Consider the following 19849-nt stretch of genomic DNA (forward strand, 5'->3'; position numbering starts at 1 on the left):
CGCCAGCGTTCGTCCTGAGCCAGGATCAAACTCTCAATAAAAAGTTTAATCTTAATCTCAAAAACTTACTCATAAAAAGAATTGCTGGTTTTTAACTTATATATCTGTTCAATTTTCAAAGACCAATCTGTTTGTCGCACTCACCAACTAGGTAAGTTCCAATTACCAAATTAAAATTTGGATTGTCACTTAAGCGACTTGCTTATCTTATCACTTACTAGCGAACCTTGTCAACAACTTTTTTCAAGTTTTTTTCAACTTCTTTTCATTGTTGCTTGTCTGCCTCAGCGACGAGATTAATCTTACCATAGGACAAGAATCTATCTTTTAATTTTTTTCTATTCTGTAGATATTATATCTATAATACTCTTTATTTTTTTCTTTTTCTCTATTATTCATATATTGATACACTAGGAAATGTTTTATTACTTTATTAGAAGATTCTATATATAAATAATATTCACTTTAATTTCTCTAACCCTTTATTTTACTAGGTTTGTCCTTATTTTTATATGTTATAATGTATATGGGTGATAATATGAATACTGTATTAAATAACAAATGGCAAAGTGTTTTAGAAGGAGAATTCAATAAGGAATATTATAAAAAACTACATTCCTTTCTTCTTGAAGAATACAAAACAAAAACAATATATCCTGATATGTATGACATTTTTAACGCTTTAATTTATACAGATTATGATGATGTAAAAGTTGTTATACTAGGTCAAGATCCTTACCATGGCCCTAACCAAGCTCATGGTCTTAGCTTCTCTGTGAAACCTGGAATAATTCCACCACCGTCATTAAGAAATATATTTAAAGAATTAAGTAATGATGTAGGTGGTTCTATCCCTAATAACGGATATTTAAAAAAATGGGCTGATCAAGGTGTATTACTATTGAATACGGTCCTTACTGTTAGAGATGGTGAGGCGAACTCTCACAAAAACAAAGGTTGGGAGATATTTACTGACCAGATCATCTCTTCACTTAATAACAGAGTAGACCCAATTGTCTTTATTCTATGGGGAAATCATGCTATAAGCAAAAAGAAATTAATAACAAATGAAAATCATTATATAATTCAATCTGTACATCCAAGCCCCCTATCCGCAAATCGTGGTTTTTTTGGTACCAAACCCTTTTCTAAGACAAATGCCTTCTTACATAGCATAAATAAGAAAGAAATAGATTGGCAGATTGAAAATATATAAATAAATCCCCACTTGGCTTAACCAAGTGGGGATTTATTCTATGTGTGATTCTATTCTTTTATATCCCTGGGGGAAAATTATCTACTTTAAATTTCTTATTGGAACTTTTTTTTTATATTTTTCATAAGATGAGTATATTAATGATCCAATTATACCTAGTACACCACCAGCCGCAAAAGTCAATGCAATATTACCAATTACCGCTCCAACCAGAACTCCAACTCCTACTCCAATAGCAATACCTTTAGCTAAATTTTCACATTCCTTATCTGTCAAACTAAACTTATCTAACACCTCTCACTCATCTCCTAAAATAATTTAAATTAATATCTCTTATATATAATTATAAATTTCATTTCTTAAGTATTCCTTAAGCAAAACTTAAAGATTAATTAGTATTTAATCTAACCTATGTTTACAATAATAAACCTCTTTCAATACTTTGTAAAGGGTTATTTTATACTTTTTTATAAAAACTTAATTACAATTTTGTAAGTTTTATTTAACCTCTTATATTTTGTTATAAACTCGTTTTTCTCTTTGCCTTTATGTATTAATTATATTCTATATAAAATATTAATGAATTACATAAAGTTTAACTAATAGTTACAAAGTTATTTCATAGTTTGTTTTTTACACAACAAAAAAAGCACTAACAAAAGTTAGTGCTTTTTTCCTGGTGGCTCGACCAGGAATCGAACCAGGGACACGAGGATTTTCAGTCCTCTGCTCTACCGACTGAGCTATCGAGCCATATTACCTGGCAACGTTCTACTCTCCCACACAGTCTCCCATGCAGTACCATCGACGCTGTAGAGCTTAACTTTCCTGTTCGGAATGGAAAGGAGTGTTTCCTCTACGCCATCATCACCAGATACAAATAGAATTATATAGTATAATTAATAATATGTCAAATATTTTTTTGCATTTTTTATCACTTTCTTTTACCATTTTATAGATACTATAAACCATCTTAATATATTTATTTCTGCTTCAATAAAATCTACTTTACAAAACTCTCAATTAAACATAACTTCCACTAAAATTATCTATCTCTCTAATATCCTTTCATGTGTAATATATGTATATTTTACCTTTCCGTCATGTTTCTCCTCAAAGATCTTCTTGAAAATTTCCTCATCACTTTTCGGAAAAAATCTATCCCCTTCAAACTCCTTCTCAATAACAGTTACATACATTTTATCTACAAACTGTATAGCTTCTTCATACAATCTAGATCCACCTGAAATATATATATCCTTATCTAGTACAGACTTTAGCGCCTCTTCTAAAGAAGTCACTGTTTTTAAACTTTCTCCTTCATATCTCGAAGTATTGGATATTACTATAGTCTCTCTATTGGGAAGTGGCTTTCCAATTTCATTTAAAATACCTCTATGTAAACTCTTTATAAATTCCTACTAACTTCATTATTGACTTATTAATTATTCTCATAATTGCTATAGAAGTCTTTTCTGGAAATGTATATATGTTATTTAACTTACTTTTCATTTATGCCATAATAAAGTTATAAAAATTATTAGGCGGGGATATAATGGACAATAAAATAAATCAGTTAAAACAAATTTTAAAAGAAAGCAATAACATAGTATTCTTTGGTGGCGCAGGATGTTCAACTGAATCAGGCATTCCTGATTTTAGAAGTTCTTCTGGCTTATTTAATGAAAAACTTAATATAACCTTTACTCCAGAACAATTAGTCTCTCATAGCTTTTTCATTAGATATCCACAAGAATTCTTTAACTTTTATAAATCTAAGCTTATCTATCCAGAAGCTAGGCCTAACGAAGGGCATTTAGCTTTATCTAAACTAGAAGAAATAGGTAAACTTAAAGCAATAGTAACTCAAAATATTGATGGACTTCATCAAGCTTCAGGTTCTAAAAATGTTTTTGAACTTCATGGATCAGTTCATAGAAACTATTGTATAAGATGTCATGAATTCTATGATGCTCAATTTATTTTATCTTCTAATACTGTTCCTACTTGTACTAATTGTGGTGGAACTGTTAAGCCAGATGTTGTTTTATATGAAGAAGGTTTAGATGATCGAGTGCTACAGGGTGCAATAGCTGCTATCTCAAAAGCAGATACTCTAATTATTGGTGGAACTTCACTTGTTGTTTATCCTGCTGCTGGACTTATTAATTACTTCAAGGGGAGAAATCTTGTTTTAATAAATAAGAGCATTACTTCTGCTGATTCTAAAGCTGATTTAGTTATTCATGATTCTATAGGCAAAGTTCTAAGTGAGGCTATTAATTATTAATTTACATTTTCTAATGAGTTAAAGTAGTTTTTTTCTGTCCTTTAAATTTTGGTATGTTTCTAGTAGATATCAAATATATTTATAATGTATAGCTATTAAGGAGTATTATTTATGAAATATATTTTGTTTTTAGCTTTGATACTAGCAATATTCTGTTTATTATTTTATTTTGATAGAAAACAATCAATTTTACGTCAACAGTTGTTAGTAGCTAATAGTCAAAATAGTAGTCTCAGATCAAAATTATCTAAATATACTAAAAAGAAAGAAACTATTCAAATAAGATATCTTCATCCTAATAATCCTATGGGAATTATAAAGGAGGGTTCAAATATCTTAGCATCTCCTTTATATGACTCCTTTCTTTTACATAAATCAAATGTAAAAATGGAAGTTCGTATACTGGATAAAGCAGAAGTTTTAAGAGAAACTTGGTATTATATTGCACTTCCAATAGATAGCAATATTAATTCAAGAGGGTGGATAAAACAAAGTGATTTCTCTTTGTTTTATGATAATTCAAAGAATATTACTAAAAGTTTTTAGTTTTAAGGCATAAAATTATGTCTAATACTTACCCCACAATAGTTTTATAATATATCTAAGTATATACTTAGTACTCTAAGATTTTATAATCTCTTATTTTAATTCTAGAGTAATAAAAAGTACTTATAAGTAAGATAAACTTTACTTATAAGTACTTTCTTTATATTTTAAAAACATACAATGACAAAAACATAAATAGTAGGTACACTACTACTATTAATATAAATGGTATATTAATAATATTTTCTTTATTTGCTATAAGAGCTTGCTCTTCTATCCTAAGCTGAGGATTTCTTTCTATATTCCATTTCTCTAATACCTTAATTAACTTAAATACTAGTCCTCCTAAGGCAATACCTATAATTATATATGATGACATTATCATTAGCTTATTATCAAATGATAAATTCATTAAGTTTAATTCATCTGCCGCTTGTACCATAGATTCACTAGAATCTAGTAAAAATTTGGATATAGTAATTGATGTCCCATTTATTATAAAGTGCATTAACATAGATGAAAAGATACTATTTGTTACTCTTACTATATACGCAAGAATAAATCCTAATACTGCTGCATATAAAAATTGTTGCCCATCTAAATGAAATATTCCAAATAATATCCCCGTCATCAATGCCGCTTTAAATTTACTTTGATTATTATATCCAGACAAAACAATCCCTCTTAATGTAACCTCTTCAGTTATTGCTGGCATTACTGCAATTAATAGAAGTAATACTATATATGGGGTTGATGATATTGAACCTATAAAATTACCTATATTATTCTCGAAGAACAATGATGTTATTGCTGAAAAGCATCCCATAAGTGGATAGGATATTAATGATATTACTATTATTAATAATATATCTTTAAAATGAAGTCTATTTAATCTAAAGGTTTCTTTTATATTACTCTTAGTAATAATTATATATATTATTGCTGGTAATAAAAATATAACTGTATGATTTGCAAATAACATTACTCTTACATCACTTAATCCTACTGCTTTATAAATAGGAGCAAGTATAAATGGCATTATAATTTCTAAAATGATTATAGCTAAAAAGTAAATATTAGCTTTAAAAACTTTTTTCATTTTTCACTCTCCATATATTAATTTAAAGTGTATATTATTTTCATTATAAGGAAATAATTATTAATGAAGCGAGATGCTTTTATAATCGCCTCTCCCCCATTTTATTTATATACGTTTCGGTCCCTCTTGTGATAATGATGTATCATATGAGGGATCGTTTCTTATATATAAAATTATCTATCTAATAATATTGCCCTTCTAACAGTATCTAATGCAGTTATTGTAGCCCTAGTTCTTACATTATTCCTATCTCCATTAAATACATATCTCCATGCTCTTACATCACCTTTATAATATAGCCCTATATAAACTAATCCCACTGGTTTATTATCAGTTCCTCCACCTGGTCCTGCAATACCTGTAGTTACTACTGATATATCTGCTCCTGTTCTTTTAGCAATTCCTATGGCCATCTCTTTTGCAGTTTCTTCACTTACAGCTCCAAAAATATCTAGGGTTTCTGATTTTACCTTTAAAGTTCTAATCTTTGCTTCATTAGAGTATGTTACTGCTCCTTCTAGAAAAACTTCTGATATTCCTGGGAATGATACTAATCTACTTGCTATCATACCACCAGTACAGGATTCTGCAGTTGCAATTTTTAAACCCTTTTTAACTAACAGATTTCCAACTACCTCTTGTATATTAGTCTCTTCTCCCTCACCATAGTAATCCAATCCAAGTTCTTCTTTTACTTTTTTTGCTATTGGTTCTATAAGCGCTAAAGCATCTTCATCATTATCAGCCTTAGCAGTTACTCTAAAAATTACATCCTCTTCTTTCGCATAAGGTGCAATTGTTGGATTAGTTCCATTTTCTATAAGATCCTTTAATTTTTCTGCTGCATAGCTTTCGCCTATTCCTAGTACTCTCAATACCTTAGACTTAATAACACCATTTCCCTTAGTCATTAAATATCCTCTTACATGGTTAGTAAACATAGGCTTCATTTCTCTAGGTGGTCCAGGTAATATTATTATCATTTTGTTATCTTTTTCTAGTATAGCTCCTGGTGCTGTTCCATTAGGATTTGATAAAACCTTCGCTTCCTTAGGAAAATATACTTGTTTTAAGTTACTTTCTGTAATCTCCTTATTTAACCTATCAAAATATTCTTTTAATACTTTATATGATTCTTCATGTCTCTCTAACTTCATGTCAAAGAACTTACATGCTGTCTCCTTAGTTAAATCATCCCCTGTTGGTCCTAGCCCTCCAGTGGTTATAACTATATCACTTCTATTAAGTGCCTCTTCTAACGCACATAACAATCTATCTTCATTATCTCCGATTACCTCTTGACGATATACACTTATTCCTATAGATGCAAGCTCTTTTGAAAGGAATTGTGCATTTGTATTTACTATGTCTCCTAGTAGGATTTCTGTTCCTACTGCAATTATCTCTGCTTTCATACTCATCCTCCTTAGACGAAACTTTTTTGTTATATTATACCATATATATCACTACTACCTATAACCCTTATAGAATGAAAAAATTTAAGGGAGTCCTCGACTCCCCTAAACATTCAGCATATGAGCTATCCCTAATTTCTTAGAGATAGCATATAAAAAAAAACTCTTCTTCCCACTACATTACTATATGAAGTAAGATAGTTGAAGGCTTTACACCTTTATTCTTTTAATATGTATTAGGAAAAAGAATTTGTTGCCTATACTTTTAACATATGTATTGCTTAATCAACTTATTCACAAATAATTATATTTTACCAACCTATTTTTACCTCTTCATCATCTAAATGAGTTCTATCATTAATAAATTCAAACTCAAATTCTCCATTTTTACAAATAACCTTTGATAAGGTAGTTTGTCCCATAATAGTATCATATATTTCATCACTTTTTTTAAAATAGCTAACTATAGCTTTTAATGTTGCTCCATGAGTTACTATTAGAACATTTTTACCCTTCTCTATTTCTAGAATCTCAGCTAATACCTCACTTATTCTATTATATAATTCCCTTAATGTCTCTCCACCTGGAGCTCTTACATCCATTTCACCACTAAATATTTTACTAATTTCATACCCTTTACCCATTCCTAGTAATTCCTCTTCTGTACTACCTTCATATTCCCCAAAGTTTATTTCCTTTAATCTATCTTCAGCTATGATATTTATATTTTTTCCATTCCTAAGAATTTGAGCTGTTTCGTATGCTCTTTTTATTGGACTTGTATATATTACATCTATGTCTAGACCATCAAGTCTATCTCCTAAAGATTTTGCTTGTTTTATCCCCTCTTCTGTTAATTCAGAATTACTAACCCCCTGTAACCTTTTTTCTAAATTCCATAATGTTTTACCGTGCCTTGTTAAATAAATTGTAGTCATTTTTCTCCCCCTTGGTATTATTAAAAATCCCAATAGATTAATCTACTGGGATTAAGGCATAGCAAAGAAAATAATTAGTTTTTACTAACCTTTTATTTTCTTAATATACCTAACTTATTATTTATTCTTATTACTTTCTAAAATTCCTAATGCAACTGCTCCAACTACTCCTGCATCAGTTCCTAATCCTGCCGGTACAATTTCACAGGCCTCTGCCATAGCTTTGAAACATCTTTTCTTTACAACTTCCTTCACTTTATCAAATACAATATCTCCGGCCTTAGATACTCCACCACCTATGATAACCACTTGTGGATCAAAAATAGCTATTGCATTTGCTATTCCAATACCTAAGTAAGTTAAAGCACTATCTATAATATCCTTTGATACCTCGTCTCCATTAGCCGCTTCTTTAAATACTTCAAATGAAGTTACATCTTCATATTTTCTTAATGATGTCTCTACATTCGTAGATACAGCTTCTTTACCTCTTTTACCTATTGCTGTTCCTGATGACATAGCCTCTAAACATCCAATGTTTCCACAATTACATCTTGGTCCATTAGGATCTACTGTAGTATGTCCTATTTCTAGTGCATTTGAAGTACTTCCTCTATATATATTACCTTCTAAAATAGCACCTCCACCAACTCCTGTGCTGACAGTGAAGTAAACAATATTTCTTTTACCTTTACCTGCACCAAACATATACTCACCTATTGCTGCAACGTTTGCATCATTATCTAAGTACACAGGTGTATTAAATCTTTCTTTTAGAGGTTGTACTAAATTGTAATTCTCAAAAGGAAGATTTGGTGTTGTTACTATTATTCCATTAATAGCGTCTAAAGGTCCTGGTGAACCTATCCCAATTGCTTCAACTTCATCTATATTTACATTAGATTCATCTAACACTGTTTCTATTGTATTAATTATTCTATTTAGAACCGCAACCTCGCCTTCCTCGCTTTTTGTAGGAACAACTATATTTTTTAATATCTTTCCTTCTTTTGTAGATAATGCAGTACTTATTTTCGTTCCACCTAAGTCTACACCTATAACATATCTTCTCATAGAATCCTCCTCATTTAGTAAAATATAAAAGGGCTTACATTACTATTTTAAATTCTAATCAATAATAAAGAAACCCTATTTTTAAAATTATTTAATTTTATAAGCATTTATAAAATAATTTCCTATATTATCGTATCCCTCTTCTAAAATACAAAATCTACCATCTTTCAGCATAGAGTTTATAATATTAATTTCATGGTTATTTCCTTTATCTAAAGTAATAGTAAATCTATCATTTTCATCTACTATTCCAAGATAATCATAAATATTACTATATTCGCTTAATCCTATATCTCCTTTTATATCCATCCTATAGTCTGACATATTCATCCTCCTAATGTACCTTTCTTCCCCACAAGACTCAAAAATAATTATCAATATTCTAATTTATATTAATAAATAAATTATTTATGCATGTTATAGTTATTTTATCCAAATACCTATCTTATATACCTCCTATAACTATATAAGTATAAAAAAGAAGGCATAAATATATTATGCCTTCCCCCTAATTCTAAGCTTCATTCTTTAATTCTTTAGTACCTTCAATTATTTTAACAGCTTCTGCCGGTGGTACTTCCTCATATCTTTCAAGATTCATAGTAAAGGTTCCTCTAGCTTGTGTAATTGACCTCAGATCAGTGGCATATTTAGACATTTCTGACATTGGTACTTCTACTATTAACTTTTGTACTTTACCCTCTGGCTCCATACCTAGTACTCTTCCACGTTTTTTATTTATATCTCCAATTACATCCCCCATATATTCATCAGGTATAATAATTTCAACATGCATTACAGGTTCTAATAAAATCGATTTTGCAACTTCCATCCCTTTCTTATATGCCATAGATGCTGCAATTTTAAAGGCCATTTCTGAAGAATCAACAGGATGATATGAACCATCATGTAATATTGCTCTTATCCCTATTACTGGATAACCTGCAAGTACTCCATGATGTATACAATCTCTTAATCCCTTCTCTACGGCTGGTATAAAATTTCTTGGAACTACTCCTCCAACAACCTTATCTATAAATTCTAAATCACTCTCACCATCACTTCTAGGCTCAAATAAAATCTTAACATCACCATACTGCCCATGCCCTCCTGATTGCTTCTTATGTTTACCTTGAACATCAGCACTTCCTTTTATAGTTTCCCTATAAGGTATCTTTGGCTCTCTTAAAATAACTTCTACTCCGAATTTGTTTTTTAATTTAGATGCTATTACTTCTAAATGAGTTTCCCCTAACCCAGATATTATTGTCTCTGCATTTTCAAAATCTCTAGATATTGCAAATACAGGATCCTCATCTAATAACTTATTTAAACCTAAAGATATCTTATCTTCATCTCCCTTCGCTTTTGGTAAAATTGCCATTGATAAAACTGGTTTAGGAAAATTCATTTTATCATAAATAACCTTAAAACTAGGATTACATAATGAATCTCCCGTGGAAGTATACTGTAGTTTTGAAACTGCAGCAATATCACCAGCTACAACTTCCTTTGCTTGAATTTGATTTTTACCTCTCATAAAAAAAATATGAGAAAGTTTTTCTATCTTATCATTATTAGTATTTAGAACGTTCATATCACCATCTATTTTTCCTGTAACAACTCTAAATAAAGATATTTTTCCCACAAATGGATCTGCTATTGTCTTAAATACTATTGCTGAGAAAGGCTTATTATCATCTAATTTTAAAAATATTTCTTGCCCACTACTAACATCTACAGCTTTTTGAGGTATTGCGTACTTAGGTGAAGGGAAACATTCTACTATATCTTCTAATAAAGTACTCATTCCTATTACTTTTGTGGCTGATCCGCACATTACTGGAGCTATATCCCCAGCTGCACATCCATTTATTAAGCCTTCATATATTTCTAAATCGCTTAGTTCTCCTTCACTAAAATATTTATCAAGTAATACCTCATCAGTTTCTGCTACTGCCTCCATTATCATTTGCTTACATTCATCAACCTTCTCTACTAAATCATCTGGAATATTTCCTACTTCCATCTTTTTTGTATTGGGATTATATATGCGAGCCCTCTTAGTAATTACATTAATTACTCCTTTAAAGGTATCCTCTTCCCCAATTGGATATTGTATAGGTACTACGCTTATACCAAATTTATCTTTAAGATCATCTAATACTTTATCATAACTTGAATGTTCTCTATCCAACTTATTAATAAAAAAGGTTCTAGGCAACTTAATCTTATTACAATAATCCCATGCTTTTTCTGTTCCTACTTGAACTCCTGCTACTCCACAGACGACAATGGTTGCTACATCTACAGCTCTCATGCCTTCAATGCTTTCTCCTACAAAGTCAAAATATCCAGGTATATCAACTAAATTAATCTTAATCTTTTCCCACTCTAAGGGGTTGATTGATGTTGATAATGATATGTTTCTCTTTCTTTCCTCCTGATCAAAGTCAGAAACTGTTGTTCCATCTTCAACACGCCCTAATCTATCTGTAGTCTCTGAGTAAAATAATAAAGCTTCTGTTAGTGAAGTTTTTCCTGAATAACTATGTCCTATAATCCCTACATTTCTAAGATTGTTAACGTTATAGTCTTTCATAAATCTTTGCCAAAGGATTAAGTTATCTTAATCCTTGGCTTCACCCACCTTTCCTACTATTTTTGACTCTCCTCTAGCTTTAAATCATAAGCTAGTTATCATACTATAATTTTTATGATTTTTTTTCCTAAAATAGTCCAAACCCCATACTTAACTTATATATTCTATTTATTTTCATGAAATCTTCCATTTTAATATACTTTAAATACTATCTAACTAAATGATTCTAAAATATATAAAAAAAGAGCTTAACGCTGAATTTCAACGTTAAACTCTGAAATTAATCCTATTCTACTTTTCTTTCTTACTAAAAGCAAAAAATTTCATTAGTATAAATGTTACAGGCACCCCAATTGCAGCTGCTAATCCATAAGCAATAAGTTTATGCCACCCCATAATATTAAATACTACTAATACCACTATATTCTGAATAACAAAGTTAGGTATATATGACACTGCAAACCTAATAAATTTATGTAAATTCAAGCTTTCTTTAAAAGTTATATAGCTATTTAAAATATATGATATAAATAATCCAGAAATATATCCAAATATAAATGCTATATTCTCATTTAAAAAACTTGAATATATATAAGAGAAAATAACTCCATTAAAGGTATTTATAACTCCTATAATTACAAACATTATAAATTCTTTAGAAAAAAACGTTTCTTTGACCTTATTCATAAAATTATTCATAAAGTAAACTCCTACTTTTTCTCTTCATTTATTAACTTATCAGCAATAATAAATCTTGGTCTTTGCTTAGTTTCATTATACATCTTACCAATGTATTCACCGATTACTCCAAGTGATAGAAGCTGTATTCCACCAATCATCCAAATTGATATTGTAAGTGATGCCCATCCGGTTTCTGTATTACCCATAAACTTAACTATAAGTGAATATATCAATGCAATAAAACTAAGTACAAATATGGAAAAACCTAATCCTGTAATTATTCTTATTGGTTTTATACTAAATGATGTGATTCCATCCCAGGCAAAAGCTAGCATCTTTTTCAAAGGATACTTAGACTCTCCTGCAAATCTTTCATGACGTTCGTATTCAACAACTGAATACTTGTAACCTATAAGAGGAACTATTCCTCTTAGGAATAGATTAACTTCTTTAAATTGAGCTAACCCTTCTAGTGCTCTTTTACTCATCAATCTATAATCTGCATGATTATAAATTACGTCAACACCTAATACATTCATAAACTTATAGAATGCTAATGCTGTTGTTCTTTTAAAGAATGTATCTGTCTTTCTCGAGCAACGTACCCCATAAACAACATCACTACCGCTATAATATTCATCTACAAATTTATCAATAACCTCAATATCATCTTGTAAATCTGCATCTAATGAGATAGTCATATCTGCATATTCTTTAGCTGTCATAAGCCCAGCTAATAACGCATTTTGATGCCCTTTATTTCTTGAAAGATTAACCCCACTAAATATATCATTCTCAGCATGCAATTCTTCAATTATGCTCCATGTTTTATCTTTGGAACCATCATTAACAAATAATATTTTACTATTCTCTGCTATTTGCCCTTTATCAATCATATTTGTTATTTTTTCTAACAATCTTTTACTTGTCTCGTGTAAAACCTCTTCTTCGTTATAACAAGGAATTACTAAGTACAGTGTTTCTTTCATCACATTGCCTCCAATTGAGCATTTTAAATTTTATTTTATTAACTTTATCAAAAATCACTATCTATCTGAGAAATAATCATTTTTGATAATTTTACTACCTATTTCATATGCCTTTAAAAGGTGTTCTTTCTCTGTATTGTCTTTTACATTACCTTTAATTTCATTCCCTTTTATTATTGTAGCATCTCTATTAGTATTTACAAGTACTCTTCCCATAGAAGTATTTTTATATAGCTCAGATTCTACTCCTAATAAATATGATACAGTAGGTAATATGTCTACTTGACCACCACTTGCTTCTATAACTTTCGGTTTTATATCTTTGGAGTATATCATTAATGGTATCTTATGATCATACTCCTTCCACCAGTTTCCCTCGTAATCTAATTCTTGTATCTCTTCATTATAATATTTATGAACGCCACCATGATCACCATATAATACTATTAAACTATTATCTAATAACCCTGCTTCTTCAAGCTGATTAAAGAACATTTCTACTTGCTGATCTGTATAACGAACACTTTCAAAATATCCTCCTAAATAACTTTCATCTATTTCCTTTGGTAGATCTAAACCCCTATATTTTTCATCTATTGCAAATGGTCCATGACTAGACAAGGTTGGCGCTTGAATTAAGAAGGGTTTTTTTACGTCTTTAAGCTTATTAGATATCTGAGTAAAGAAGCTCCTATCTGATAATCCATAGCCTACAGTTTCATCATAAACATAGTCTCCTATATCCCAAAGCTCTTGTGCCCCAAAACTATTTTTGTGTAATTCAGTCCAGTTGAATTCCCCAATATCTTCTGCATGAGTTGATATTGTTGTATATCCTGATTCATTTAGTATTCTAGGTAAAGAGTTTTTAAATACATTCTCTCCATAATTTAATGCTGTTATCTTATCTCCTAATGGATATACAGATGTATTAACCATAAAGTCACAATCAATACTATTTCCTGCATTATTTTGTTCATATATATTGTTAAAATATAGTCCCTCTCTTGTAAGCTTATTTAAAAAAGGAGAGATTTCCTTTCCATTTACCTCTCTATTTATAATAAAATTCTCTAATGATTCAATTTGTAATAATATAACATTCTTACCCTTTGCTATTCCTTCATATTCATTAGGCTCTATATTTTCTTTATTGTAATCTAGCCATTCCTCTATTTCTTTTATATCACTTTTAGAAGTATTTTTAATAACTTTATTTATAGTTCTTCCAGCTTCAACAGCATGATATCCTAATGGTCCTGGCCCTCTTACAGACATCAGTGTTGTCCAGCCCTTCTTAAGGATTCTTTTATCCCAGCCACCCAAACTTAAAACATCTAAAAATATAAAAGATACTAACACCATGATAATAGAATATCTTATTGTAAATGAAAACTTGCTTACCTCTCTTTTTTCTTCGTTTTTTATCTTTTTTGCTAGTACCAATACTATTATAATCACTATATCAATAACAAATAATAAATCTATTGGCTTAAAATTAAGTAATGATTCGCCAACTGGGTTAAAGGTGCCATTGAAGAATATATTCTTAAGTCCAAAGAAATCTCTATTAACTCTAAAATACCATAAATCAGCAATCATTAACCCGCTATATAAAATATTTAAAATTATATAGAAAATGATTTGCCTATTTTTTGAGAATAAATACCCAAATGAGTATAGTACAAGAATAAATGCCAAGTATACAAATATAAATTTAACACTTATATTACTAAACTTAATTTTATCAGCTGTATTAACTTCTAATAATGTTAAAAATAGTACTGTCTTTACTAACATATCTAAAACAATAGTAAATCTAAATTTGCTAATTGGCCTATTAAGTGTCTTATTTTTCAAATCAACAAGACCTCTGTAGAAATTAATCATTGATGACTTCACATTTCGCTTCTTCATAAATATTACTTCCTCTATCCCTATTATTTAGCCTTAACTATCTTTTTAACTAAATCAATTCCTTTAAACAGAACCCAAGCTACTGCTATAACAAGTAACATATCAAATACAAAATTAAATAAATATAACTGCTTAGCTGTATCTGCTTGCCCATTTCCCACAAAAGGCATAGGGAATTGAATTCCTCCGATTAGCATTAATCCCCAAAGAAGAATAATTTTATTTTTAATTTCTCCATTATCTTTATTCTTAAGGTAGTTAAATAATGAAACTGCAAATATTGCTACATATACTGCAATTATAAACCACAAGTTTCCTGGGAACTTGCTTTCTCTAAAATCAGACCAAGTAGTAAATCTATTAAACTCTCTAACTGATTCTTCACTATATTCTCTCGAACACTTTCCTAATGATGTACTAGTTATAAATGCCTTATCTGCTGTATATTGCATTCCTTGAATTAATCTCTTAGGATGCGTTAAATAGAACTTTGCAAGCTTACCATTACTAATCTTACTATAGAACTCTTGCTCTGTTATCTCTGTTCTAGGAACATACTTTACATAGTCACTTGCATCTTGATATGCGTGTTTACCCGCCTCGCTTGCCATATCCGGATTAAGTCCCATATCTATTAAATCCTGTTCTGGTGTTTCAGATCCATTTAATACCCCATAAAATACAGAATTATATTGTGTATCCTTACTTATATTCTTATTTACCATGTTAATTTGAACAGGATAAATAATCACAACACAAAACATTATAATTAACGATATAAATCTCTTTCTAGGAAGAACCTTTCTATTATCCCACAATACTTTAGCTAATAGTATTACTACAAATGGTAATGTAGTGAATACTTGCATCTTGGATCCCAAAAATATAAATGCGGCTATAAATACAAATACTATTTTAGATGTTAGTTCTTCTTCACCTTTTTTTACATATTTGTAGTTAATATAGTATAAAAATGACGCTATAAATATCAATAAAGTTGATATCATCATTGGTTCCCCGTATAAGCTATTGAACCAAAGTAGGTAATTTCCATCCATAAAAACAAATAAAGATATAGCACCTAATATTGCAAGCTTAAGTTTACTTTTTATATTAATATTCTTTAAGATAAGAGCCAACGCAGATATATACATAATCCCATAAGCTATAGCTAAATATTGAGTTTTAAATACCTCTTGCCCTAAAACCTTACATATGTAGGTTACAAATGTAATTAAATATCCCATACTCGAACCAAATATTGTAATAAATAAAGTAAATATATTAGTAGTTATTTTATAATCTGTAACTGTATAATCATAAAATCTCTTAAAATCCGGATTCATAAGATCTGAATCTAGCAATGATAATCCTGATGCGGACATAACTCTATCAAAATCCCCCTGATCTGCTACTCCCACTTGTGGATTACTAAATAAAACAAATGTTATGATTCCCACTGCTAGTAGTACAAAAGCTACTAGGAAATATCTTATGTAATTATCTTTAAATTTCTCTTTTAAATTCATAAATTCATATCCTCCAGAAAATTTAGCATATTACATTAATTATACCATTTTTACAGTATTATATTTAATATTCTTTATAAAGATATTCTTAATATTTACATAAGATAATGTTCACTTATTCTTCTATGTTATACTTATAATATTAGCTTAATAAACTTTAGGGGGAGAAAATGTGAGTAAAAGTATAAAAAAATTTATTTTAACTATTATGTTAATAATATTTACCCTGGGAGCAATATATGGAGTGTTATTTTATTTTAACTTCTTTCAGGGCTTTGTAACCATAAAAGATAATAAAATATCTTCTAGTGCATTACCTACTACTAATGAATTTAAAAGTAATTATAAACCAAAGATAAATTTTGATGACTTGACAGTTAGTAACGTCTCCGATGTTAATTTAACAATCTTAGATGACCCAATTCTTAAGGACACTCCAGTAATATCAAAAGCTCAAAGATATTACTTACCTATTGATATTATTTCCAATAAACTTGGTTATACAATTGATTCTACTAGTACTACTATTAACTTGACCAATGGAAATAACAATATTTCTTTAAGTGATACAAATTATAAAACCAATTCATCATCTGGTAACTTAAGAGGTAACCTTTTAAAGAATGATGGAAAATATTTTTTATCAATATCAGATATCGAAGAAATTTTTGGACTTACTGCAATATTTAAATTTGAAAATAAATCAATAACTTTATTAAATTCAAACAAGAAAGACTTGGCTAATTCTAAAAATATGCCATCAGATGGTAAGGTAGCCCTTATTAGACTAGAAGATGTGACTGCTGGGGACGGTGCTGGTTCTGATAATGCCCAACCAAAATTAAAAGCTTTAGCTGATTTTCTTTACTCTGAAGGTGTTAAATATCACATAGCTTGGATTCCAAGATTTATAGCACCATCAAGTAACATTGATAATGATTTACTTAAAAATAATACATTTGAAAATGCTGGGTTTATAAATCTACTTGATTACTTAATTAATAATGGAGCACAAATTGGATTACATGGATATACTCATCAATATGGGGATTCTAGAAGCGCAGTAGGAACTGAATTATCAAGTAAAATACAAAATAATGAAGAAGATACAAGAAGAGTTATTGAAAGTTCCATTGATACTGCTAACGCCCTAAATATTCCATATACTTTCTTTGAAAGCCCTCATTATAAAGCTACTAATAAGCAAAAAAATATTATTGAAGAATATGTTCAATATATATATGAACCTCAAAATATTTTACTATATCATAAATTACAAAAAACAAATAGGAATAACCTTTATATTCCTACTCCATTAAGCTATGTAAAAGATTTAGACGTGTCTCACATAGAAAATAATTTATCTAATCCAAGACCTGGTGAACTTGCAAGCTTATTTTACCATCCTACCAAAGAATTTGATTTTATAGAGGTGAATTATGATAATAACACATTTAATGTAACCTACTCTAAAGACTCTCCATTACAAAAAATTGTTAGATCTATAAAAGATAATAATTATGTTACTGTTCATGTGAATCAACTAAAAAATAACTAAAATAAAAAGGGATCCATATCTTATTGATATAGATCCTTTTTATTGCAAGTAGACATTATTCTATCATATATAATACTAAATACACAACCAACTATTCCACCTGATGTATCAATCATTACATCCCTAAAAGCTGGGCCTCTACCTGGTATAAAGTACTGATGAAATTCATCTGAGCATGCATATAAAAATACTATTAAAATTGTATATATCCTTGCTCTTCTTTTATCCAGATATAGTAGTAACACTCTATATCCAAATACAAATAATATAAAATATTCAGTAAAATGTGCCCCTTTTCTTACTACAAATGTTGCTAGTTCTCCAAAGTAGCTATCAAGATCTATTCCTAATAATGTGAATATCTTTACTACAAACTCACTTTGTTCACTAGATTTATCTCCAGGCTGCTGGGACATTAAAAATATAAATACCATCCATGAAACTAATAGTAGCCATCTTACTATCTTCTTCTTCTTGCTTATCATATACTTCTCCTAGTCAAACTATAGTTATCTTTTCATTATTTATATGTTATCATTTTAATTTTCTTATTACAAACAATGATTTTAAACTTTCTAATATTAACTCTGTTGAATTATATATTTATTTATATAGGCCAAAGATTCTTCTAATAAGTCTTGTCCTCTCTCCATATCCTCTATCTTAAGTTCTAGGCTACATACTCGTTGATCTACTTTATACATCAAATCTTTTATATCATGCAATAACTTTGCCTCATATGATACTTGAACTCCATCTGCATCTATATAAATTTTTTCTGGTGGAGCCTCACATTCAGTACACTTTGCATATATTCCATCTTTTTCTATATCCTTAAATAACTTAAAAGTATTATTGTTACATGCTGAACAACTTGAGACCATAACAAAATCATAATAACTTATATCAAATAAATATTTGCTCTCACACTCCCTACATATGGCCTGTAAATTATTATCTATAGTCTCAATATAAAACTTATTTCCGCAACACCCTTCTTTTTGGCATACAACTGTTCTTATCATAAATACCTCCACTCCTTTTCTTATTCTATAGATATATTCATATCCTATCATTTAATATGCTATCATCTTTATAATTATTACCGTATTGATCTTAAACATATCTATTTTAATAGGCTGTGAAAGTTTATGACTCAATTCAATTTATATTCAATTCTTGATTTATTAATTTTATTTCGCTCTCAATAAAATTTATCTTTTCATCCAATTTTTCAGTTTTCTTTCCTGCCAATAATAATTGTCTTTTCTCTAGTTTTAATTCTTTAAGTTCCTGTTCTAATCTTTCTATTTTGTTCACTTTAAAACACTCCTCATTCTTAAGAGAATTTATTGTATATATTTAACAATTAATCTTGAGACATCTTTATAATATATTTAATAAGAATAGTAATTTATTCTATGACAACGTACTCATACTTGATTTTATGGTATTAACTAAATTATATATAACTAAATACAGCTTGTATATAATTATAATTAGTTAATTTACACCATTTTATTACATAGGTAGCCATAATTTAAATTATATTTTATTTATATATTATTATGCTTCTTAATATTTTCTTATGTATTTTTATTGTAAATTTATCTCTGTTTATTATGTCTTTTTTTGTCACATAATGATATTATAAATCTTTATATAAACAAAAAAAGCTGTGAAATTAATTTCACAGCTTTGTAATATGGTGGAGATAAAGAGATTCGAACTCTTGACCCCCTGCGTGCAAGGCAGGTGCTCTCCCAACTGAGCTATACCCCCAAGTGGTGGACCTTCAGGGACTCGAACCCCGGACCTACCGGTTATGAGCCGGTTGCTCTAACCAACTGAGCTAAAGATCCATAATCACCTAGCAACGTCCTACTCTCCCACACAGTCTCCCATGCAGTACCATCGGCGCTGTAGAGCTTAACTTTCCTGTTCGGAATGGAAAGGAGTGTTTCCTCTACGCCATCATCACTAGATTTATCAAAG

At 29.5% G+C, this 19849-nt stretch carries 19 protein-coding genes, 3 tRNA genes and 2 rRNA genes; 4 read left to right on the top strand and 20 right to left on the bottom strand.

All coding sequences use genetic code 11. The annotated features are described in order from the left end of the window. The first annotated feature begins 538 nt into the window (after window positions 1–538). A complete protein-coding gene (locus ACSYT2_RS18300; protein ID WP_430858255.1) occupies window positions 539–1216 on the top strand; it encodes a uracil-DNA glycosylase in 678 nt (225 codons plus the stop codon). A gap of 81 nt (window positions 1217–1297) precedes the next feature. Here the strand turns inward: ACSYT2_RS18300 and ACSYT2_RS18305 are convergent, their stop codons facing one another. The 4 genes from ACSYT2_RS18305 to ACSYT2_RS18320 form a co-directional block, all read right to left on the bottom strand. After that, window positions 1298–1510 carry a hypothetical protein gene (locus ACSYT2_RS18305; RefSeq protein WP_430858253.1) on the bottom strand — a complete coding sequence of 71 codons (213 nt, stop codon included), beginning with the start codon at window positions 1508–1510 and terminating at the stop codon, window positions 1298–1300. Window positions 1511–1893: 383 nt separating this feature from the next. Continuing rightward, a tRNA-Phe gene (locus tag ACSYT2_RS18310) sits at window positions 1894–1969 on the bottom strand. A gap of 5 nt (window positions 1970–1974) precedes the next feature. Next, window positions 1975–2091 (bottom strand): 5S ribosomal RNA (gene rrf / locus ACSYT2_RS18315). A gap of 174 nt (window positions 2092–2265) precedes the next feature. Next, window positions 2266–2628, bottom strand: coding sequence for a dihydrofolate reductase (locus ACSYT2_RS18320; protein WP_438385404.1), 363 nt, complete (start codon window positions 2626–2628; stop codon window positions 2266–2268). A gap of 143 nt (window positions 2629–2771) precedes the next feature. On the opposite strand from ACSYT2_RS18320, the gene ACSYT2_RS18325 reads away from it, so the two are divergent. Both ACSYT2_RS18325 and ACSYT2_RS18330 read left to right on the top strand, forming a co-directional pair. Continuing rightward, on the top strand, window positions 2772–3506 hold the full coding sequence (locus ACSYT2_RS18325) for an NAD-dependent protein deacylase (protein WP_438385395.1): 735 nt from the start codon (window positions 2772–2774) through the stop codon (window positions 3504–3506). A gap of 111 nt (window positions 3507–3617) precedes the next feature. Further along, complete coding sequence (locus ACSYT2_RS18330) at window positions 3618–4052, top strand: hypothetical protein (protein ID WP_430858251.1); 435 nt, start codon at window positions 3618–3620, stop codon at window positions 4050–4052. Window positions 4053–4212: 160 nt separating this feature from the next. On the opposite strand, the gene ACSYT2_RS18335 is transcribed toward ACSYT2_RS18330, so the two are convergent. The 10 genes from ACSYT2_RS18335 to ACSYT2_RS18380 all read right to left on the bottom strand — a co-directional run bounded on the left by ACSYT2_RS18335 (window position 4213) and on the right by ACSYT2_RS18380 (window position 16296). After that, window positions 4213–5151, bottom strand: coding sequence for a CPBP family intramembrane glutamic endopeptidase (locus ACSYT2_RS18335; RefSeq protein ID WP_430858250.1), 939 nt, complete (start codon window positions 5149–5151; stop codon window positions 4213–4215). Between the two features lie 173 nt (window positions 5152–5324). Then, window positions 5325–6566, bottom strand: a complete 1242-nt coding sequence (locus tag ACSYT2_RS18340) for a competence/damage-inducible protein A (RefSeq protein ID WP_438385397.1) — start codon at window positions 6564–6566, stop codon at window positions 5325–5327. Between the two features lie 311 nt (window positions 6567–6877). Then, window positions 6878–7504 (bottom strand): histidine phosphatase family protein, encoded by a 627-nt coding sequence (locus ACSYT2_RS18345; RefSeq protein WP_438385398.1) that lies wholly within the window; start codon window positions 7502–7504, stop codon window positions 6878–6880. A 117-nt stretch (window positions 7505–7621) separates the two neighbouring features. Further along, the gene (locus ACSYT2_RS18350; RefSeq protein WP_438385399.1) at window positions 7622–8578 is read right to left on the bottom strand and encodes an ROK family protein; all 957 of its coding nucleotides are present in this window, start codon (window positions 8576–8578) and stop codon (window positions 7622–7624) included. Window positions 8579–8665: 87 nt separating this feature from the next. After that, entirely contained in the window at window positions 8666–8902 is a 237-nt protein-coding gene (locus tag ACSYT2_RS18355; protein ID WP_430858246.1) for a hypothetical protein, read from the bottom strand. Window positions 8903–9092: 190 nt separating this feature from the next. Then, window positions 9093–11180: an elongation factor G gene (fusA, locus tag ACSYT2_RS18360; RefSeq protein WP_430858245.1), complete on the bottom strand. Its 2088-nt coding sequence runs from the start codon at window positions 11178–11180 to the stop codon at window positions 9093–9095. A 291-nt stretch (window positions 11181–11471) separates the two neighbouring features. Then, a complete protein-coding gene (locus tag ACSYT2_RS18365; protein WP_430858244.1) occupies window positions 11472–11879 on the bottom strand; it encodes a GtrA family protein in 408 nt (135 codons plus the stop codon). An 11-nt stretch (window positions 11880–11890) separates the two neighbouring features. Continuing rightward, a complete protein-coding gene (locus ACSYT2_RS18370) occupies window positions 11891–12850 on the bottom strand; it encodes a glycosyltransferase family 2 protein (RefSeq protein ID WP_430858243.1) in 960 nt (319 codons plus the stop codon). A 57-nt stretch (window positions 12851–12907) separates the two neighbouring features. Further along, window positions 12908–14767, bottom strand: a complete 1860-nt coding sequence (locus tag ACSYT2_RS18375; protein WP_430858242.1) for an LTA synthase family protein — start codon at window positions 14765–14767, stop codon at window positions 12908–12910. Window positions 14768–14790: 23 nt separating this feature from the next. Continuing rightward, entirely contained in the window at window positions 14791–16296 is a 1506-nt protein-coding gene (locus tag ACSYT2_RS18380) for a YfdI family membrane protein (protein WP_438385401.1), read from the bottom strand. A gap of 172 nt (window positions 16297–16468) precedes the next feature. Between ACSYT2_RS18380 and ACSYT2_RS18385 the strand changes: the two genes are divergently transcribed. Next, entirely contained in the window at window positions 16469–17854 is a 1386-nt protein-coding gene (locus ACSYT2_RS18385) for a DUF2334 domain-containing protein (RefSeq protein WP_438385402.1), read from the top strand. 20 nt (window positions 17855–17874) lie between these two features. Here the strand turns inward: ACSYT2_RS18385 and ACSYT2_RS18390 are convergent, their stop codons facing one another. The 6 genes from ACSYT2_RS18390 to rrf (ACSYT2_RS18415) all read right to left on the bottom strand — a co-directional run bounded on the left by ACSYT2_RS18390 (window position 17875) and on the right by rrf (ACSYT2_RS18415) (window position 19839). Continuing rightward, window positions 17875–18339, bottom strand: coding sequence for a VanZ family protein (locus tag ACSYT2_RS18390; protein WP_430858239.1), 465 nt, complete (start codon window positions 18337–18339; stop codon window positions 17875–17877). A gap of 96 nt (window positions 18340–18435) precedes the next feature. Next, window positions 18436–18879: a hypothetical protein gene (locus ACSYT2_RS18395; protein ID WP_430858238.1), complete on the bottom strand. Its 444-nt coding sequence runs from the start codon at window positions 18877–18879 to the stop codon at window positions 18436–18438. A gap of 136 nt (window positions 18880–19015) precedes the next feature. Next, entirely contained in the window at window positions 19016–19174 is a 159-nt protein-coding gene (locus tag ACSYT2_RS18400) for a hypothetical protein (protein WP_430858237.1), read from the bottom strand. 386 nt (window positions 19175–19560) lie between these two features. Continuing rightward, window positions 19561–19636: transfer RNA gene (locus tag ACSYT2_RS18405), tRNA-Ala, on the bottom strand. A 3-nt stretch (window positions 19637–19639) separates the two neighbouring features. Next, a tRNA-Ile gene (locus ACSYT2_RS18410) sits at window positions 19640–19716 on the bottom strand. A gap of 6 nt (window positions 19717–19722) precedes the next feature. Further along, window positions 19723–19839, bottom strand: a 5S ribosomal RNA gene (gene rrf / locus ACSYT2_RS18415). Window positions 19840–19849: the final 10 nt, after the last annotated feature.

The organism is Clostridium zhoujianii, assembly GCF_051590805.1.
GTDB lineage: Bacteria > Bacillota > Clostridia > Clostridiales > Clostridiaceae > Clostridium.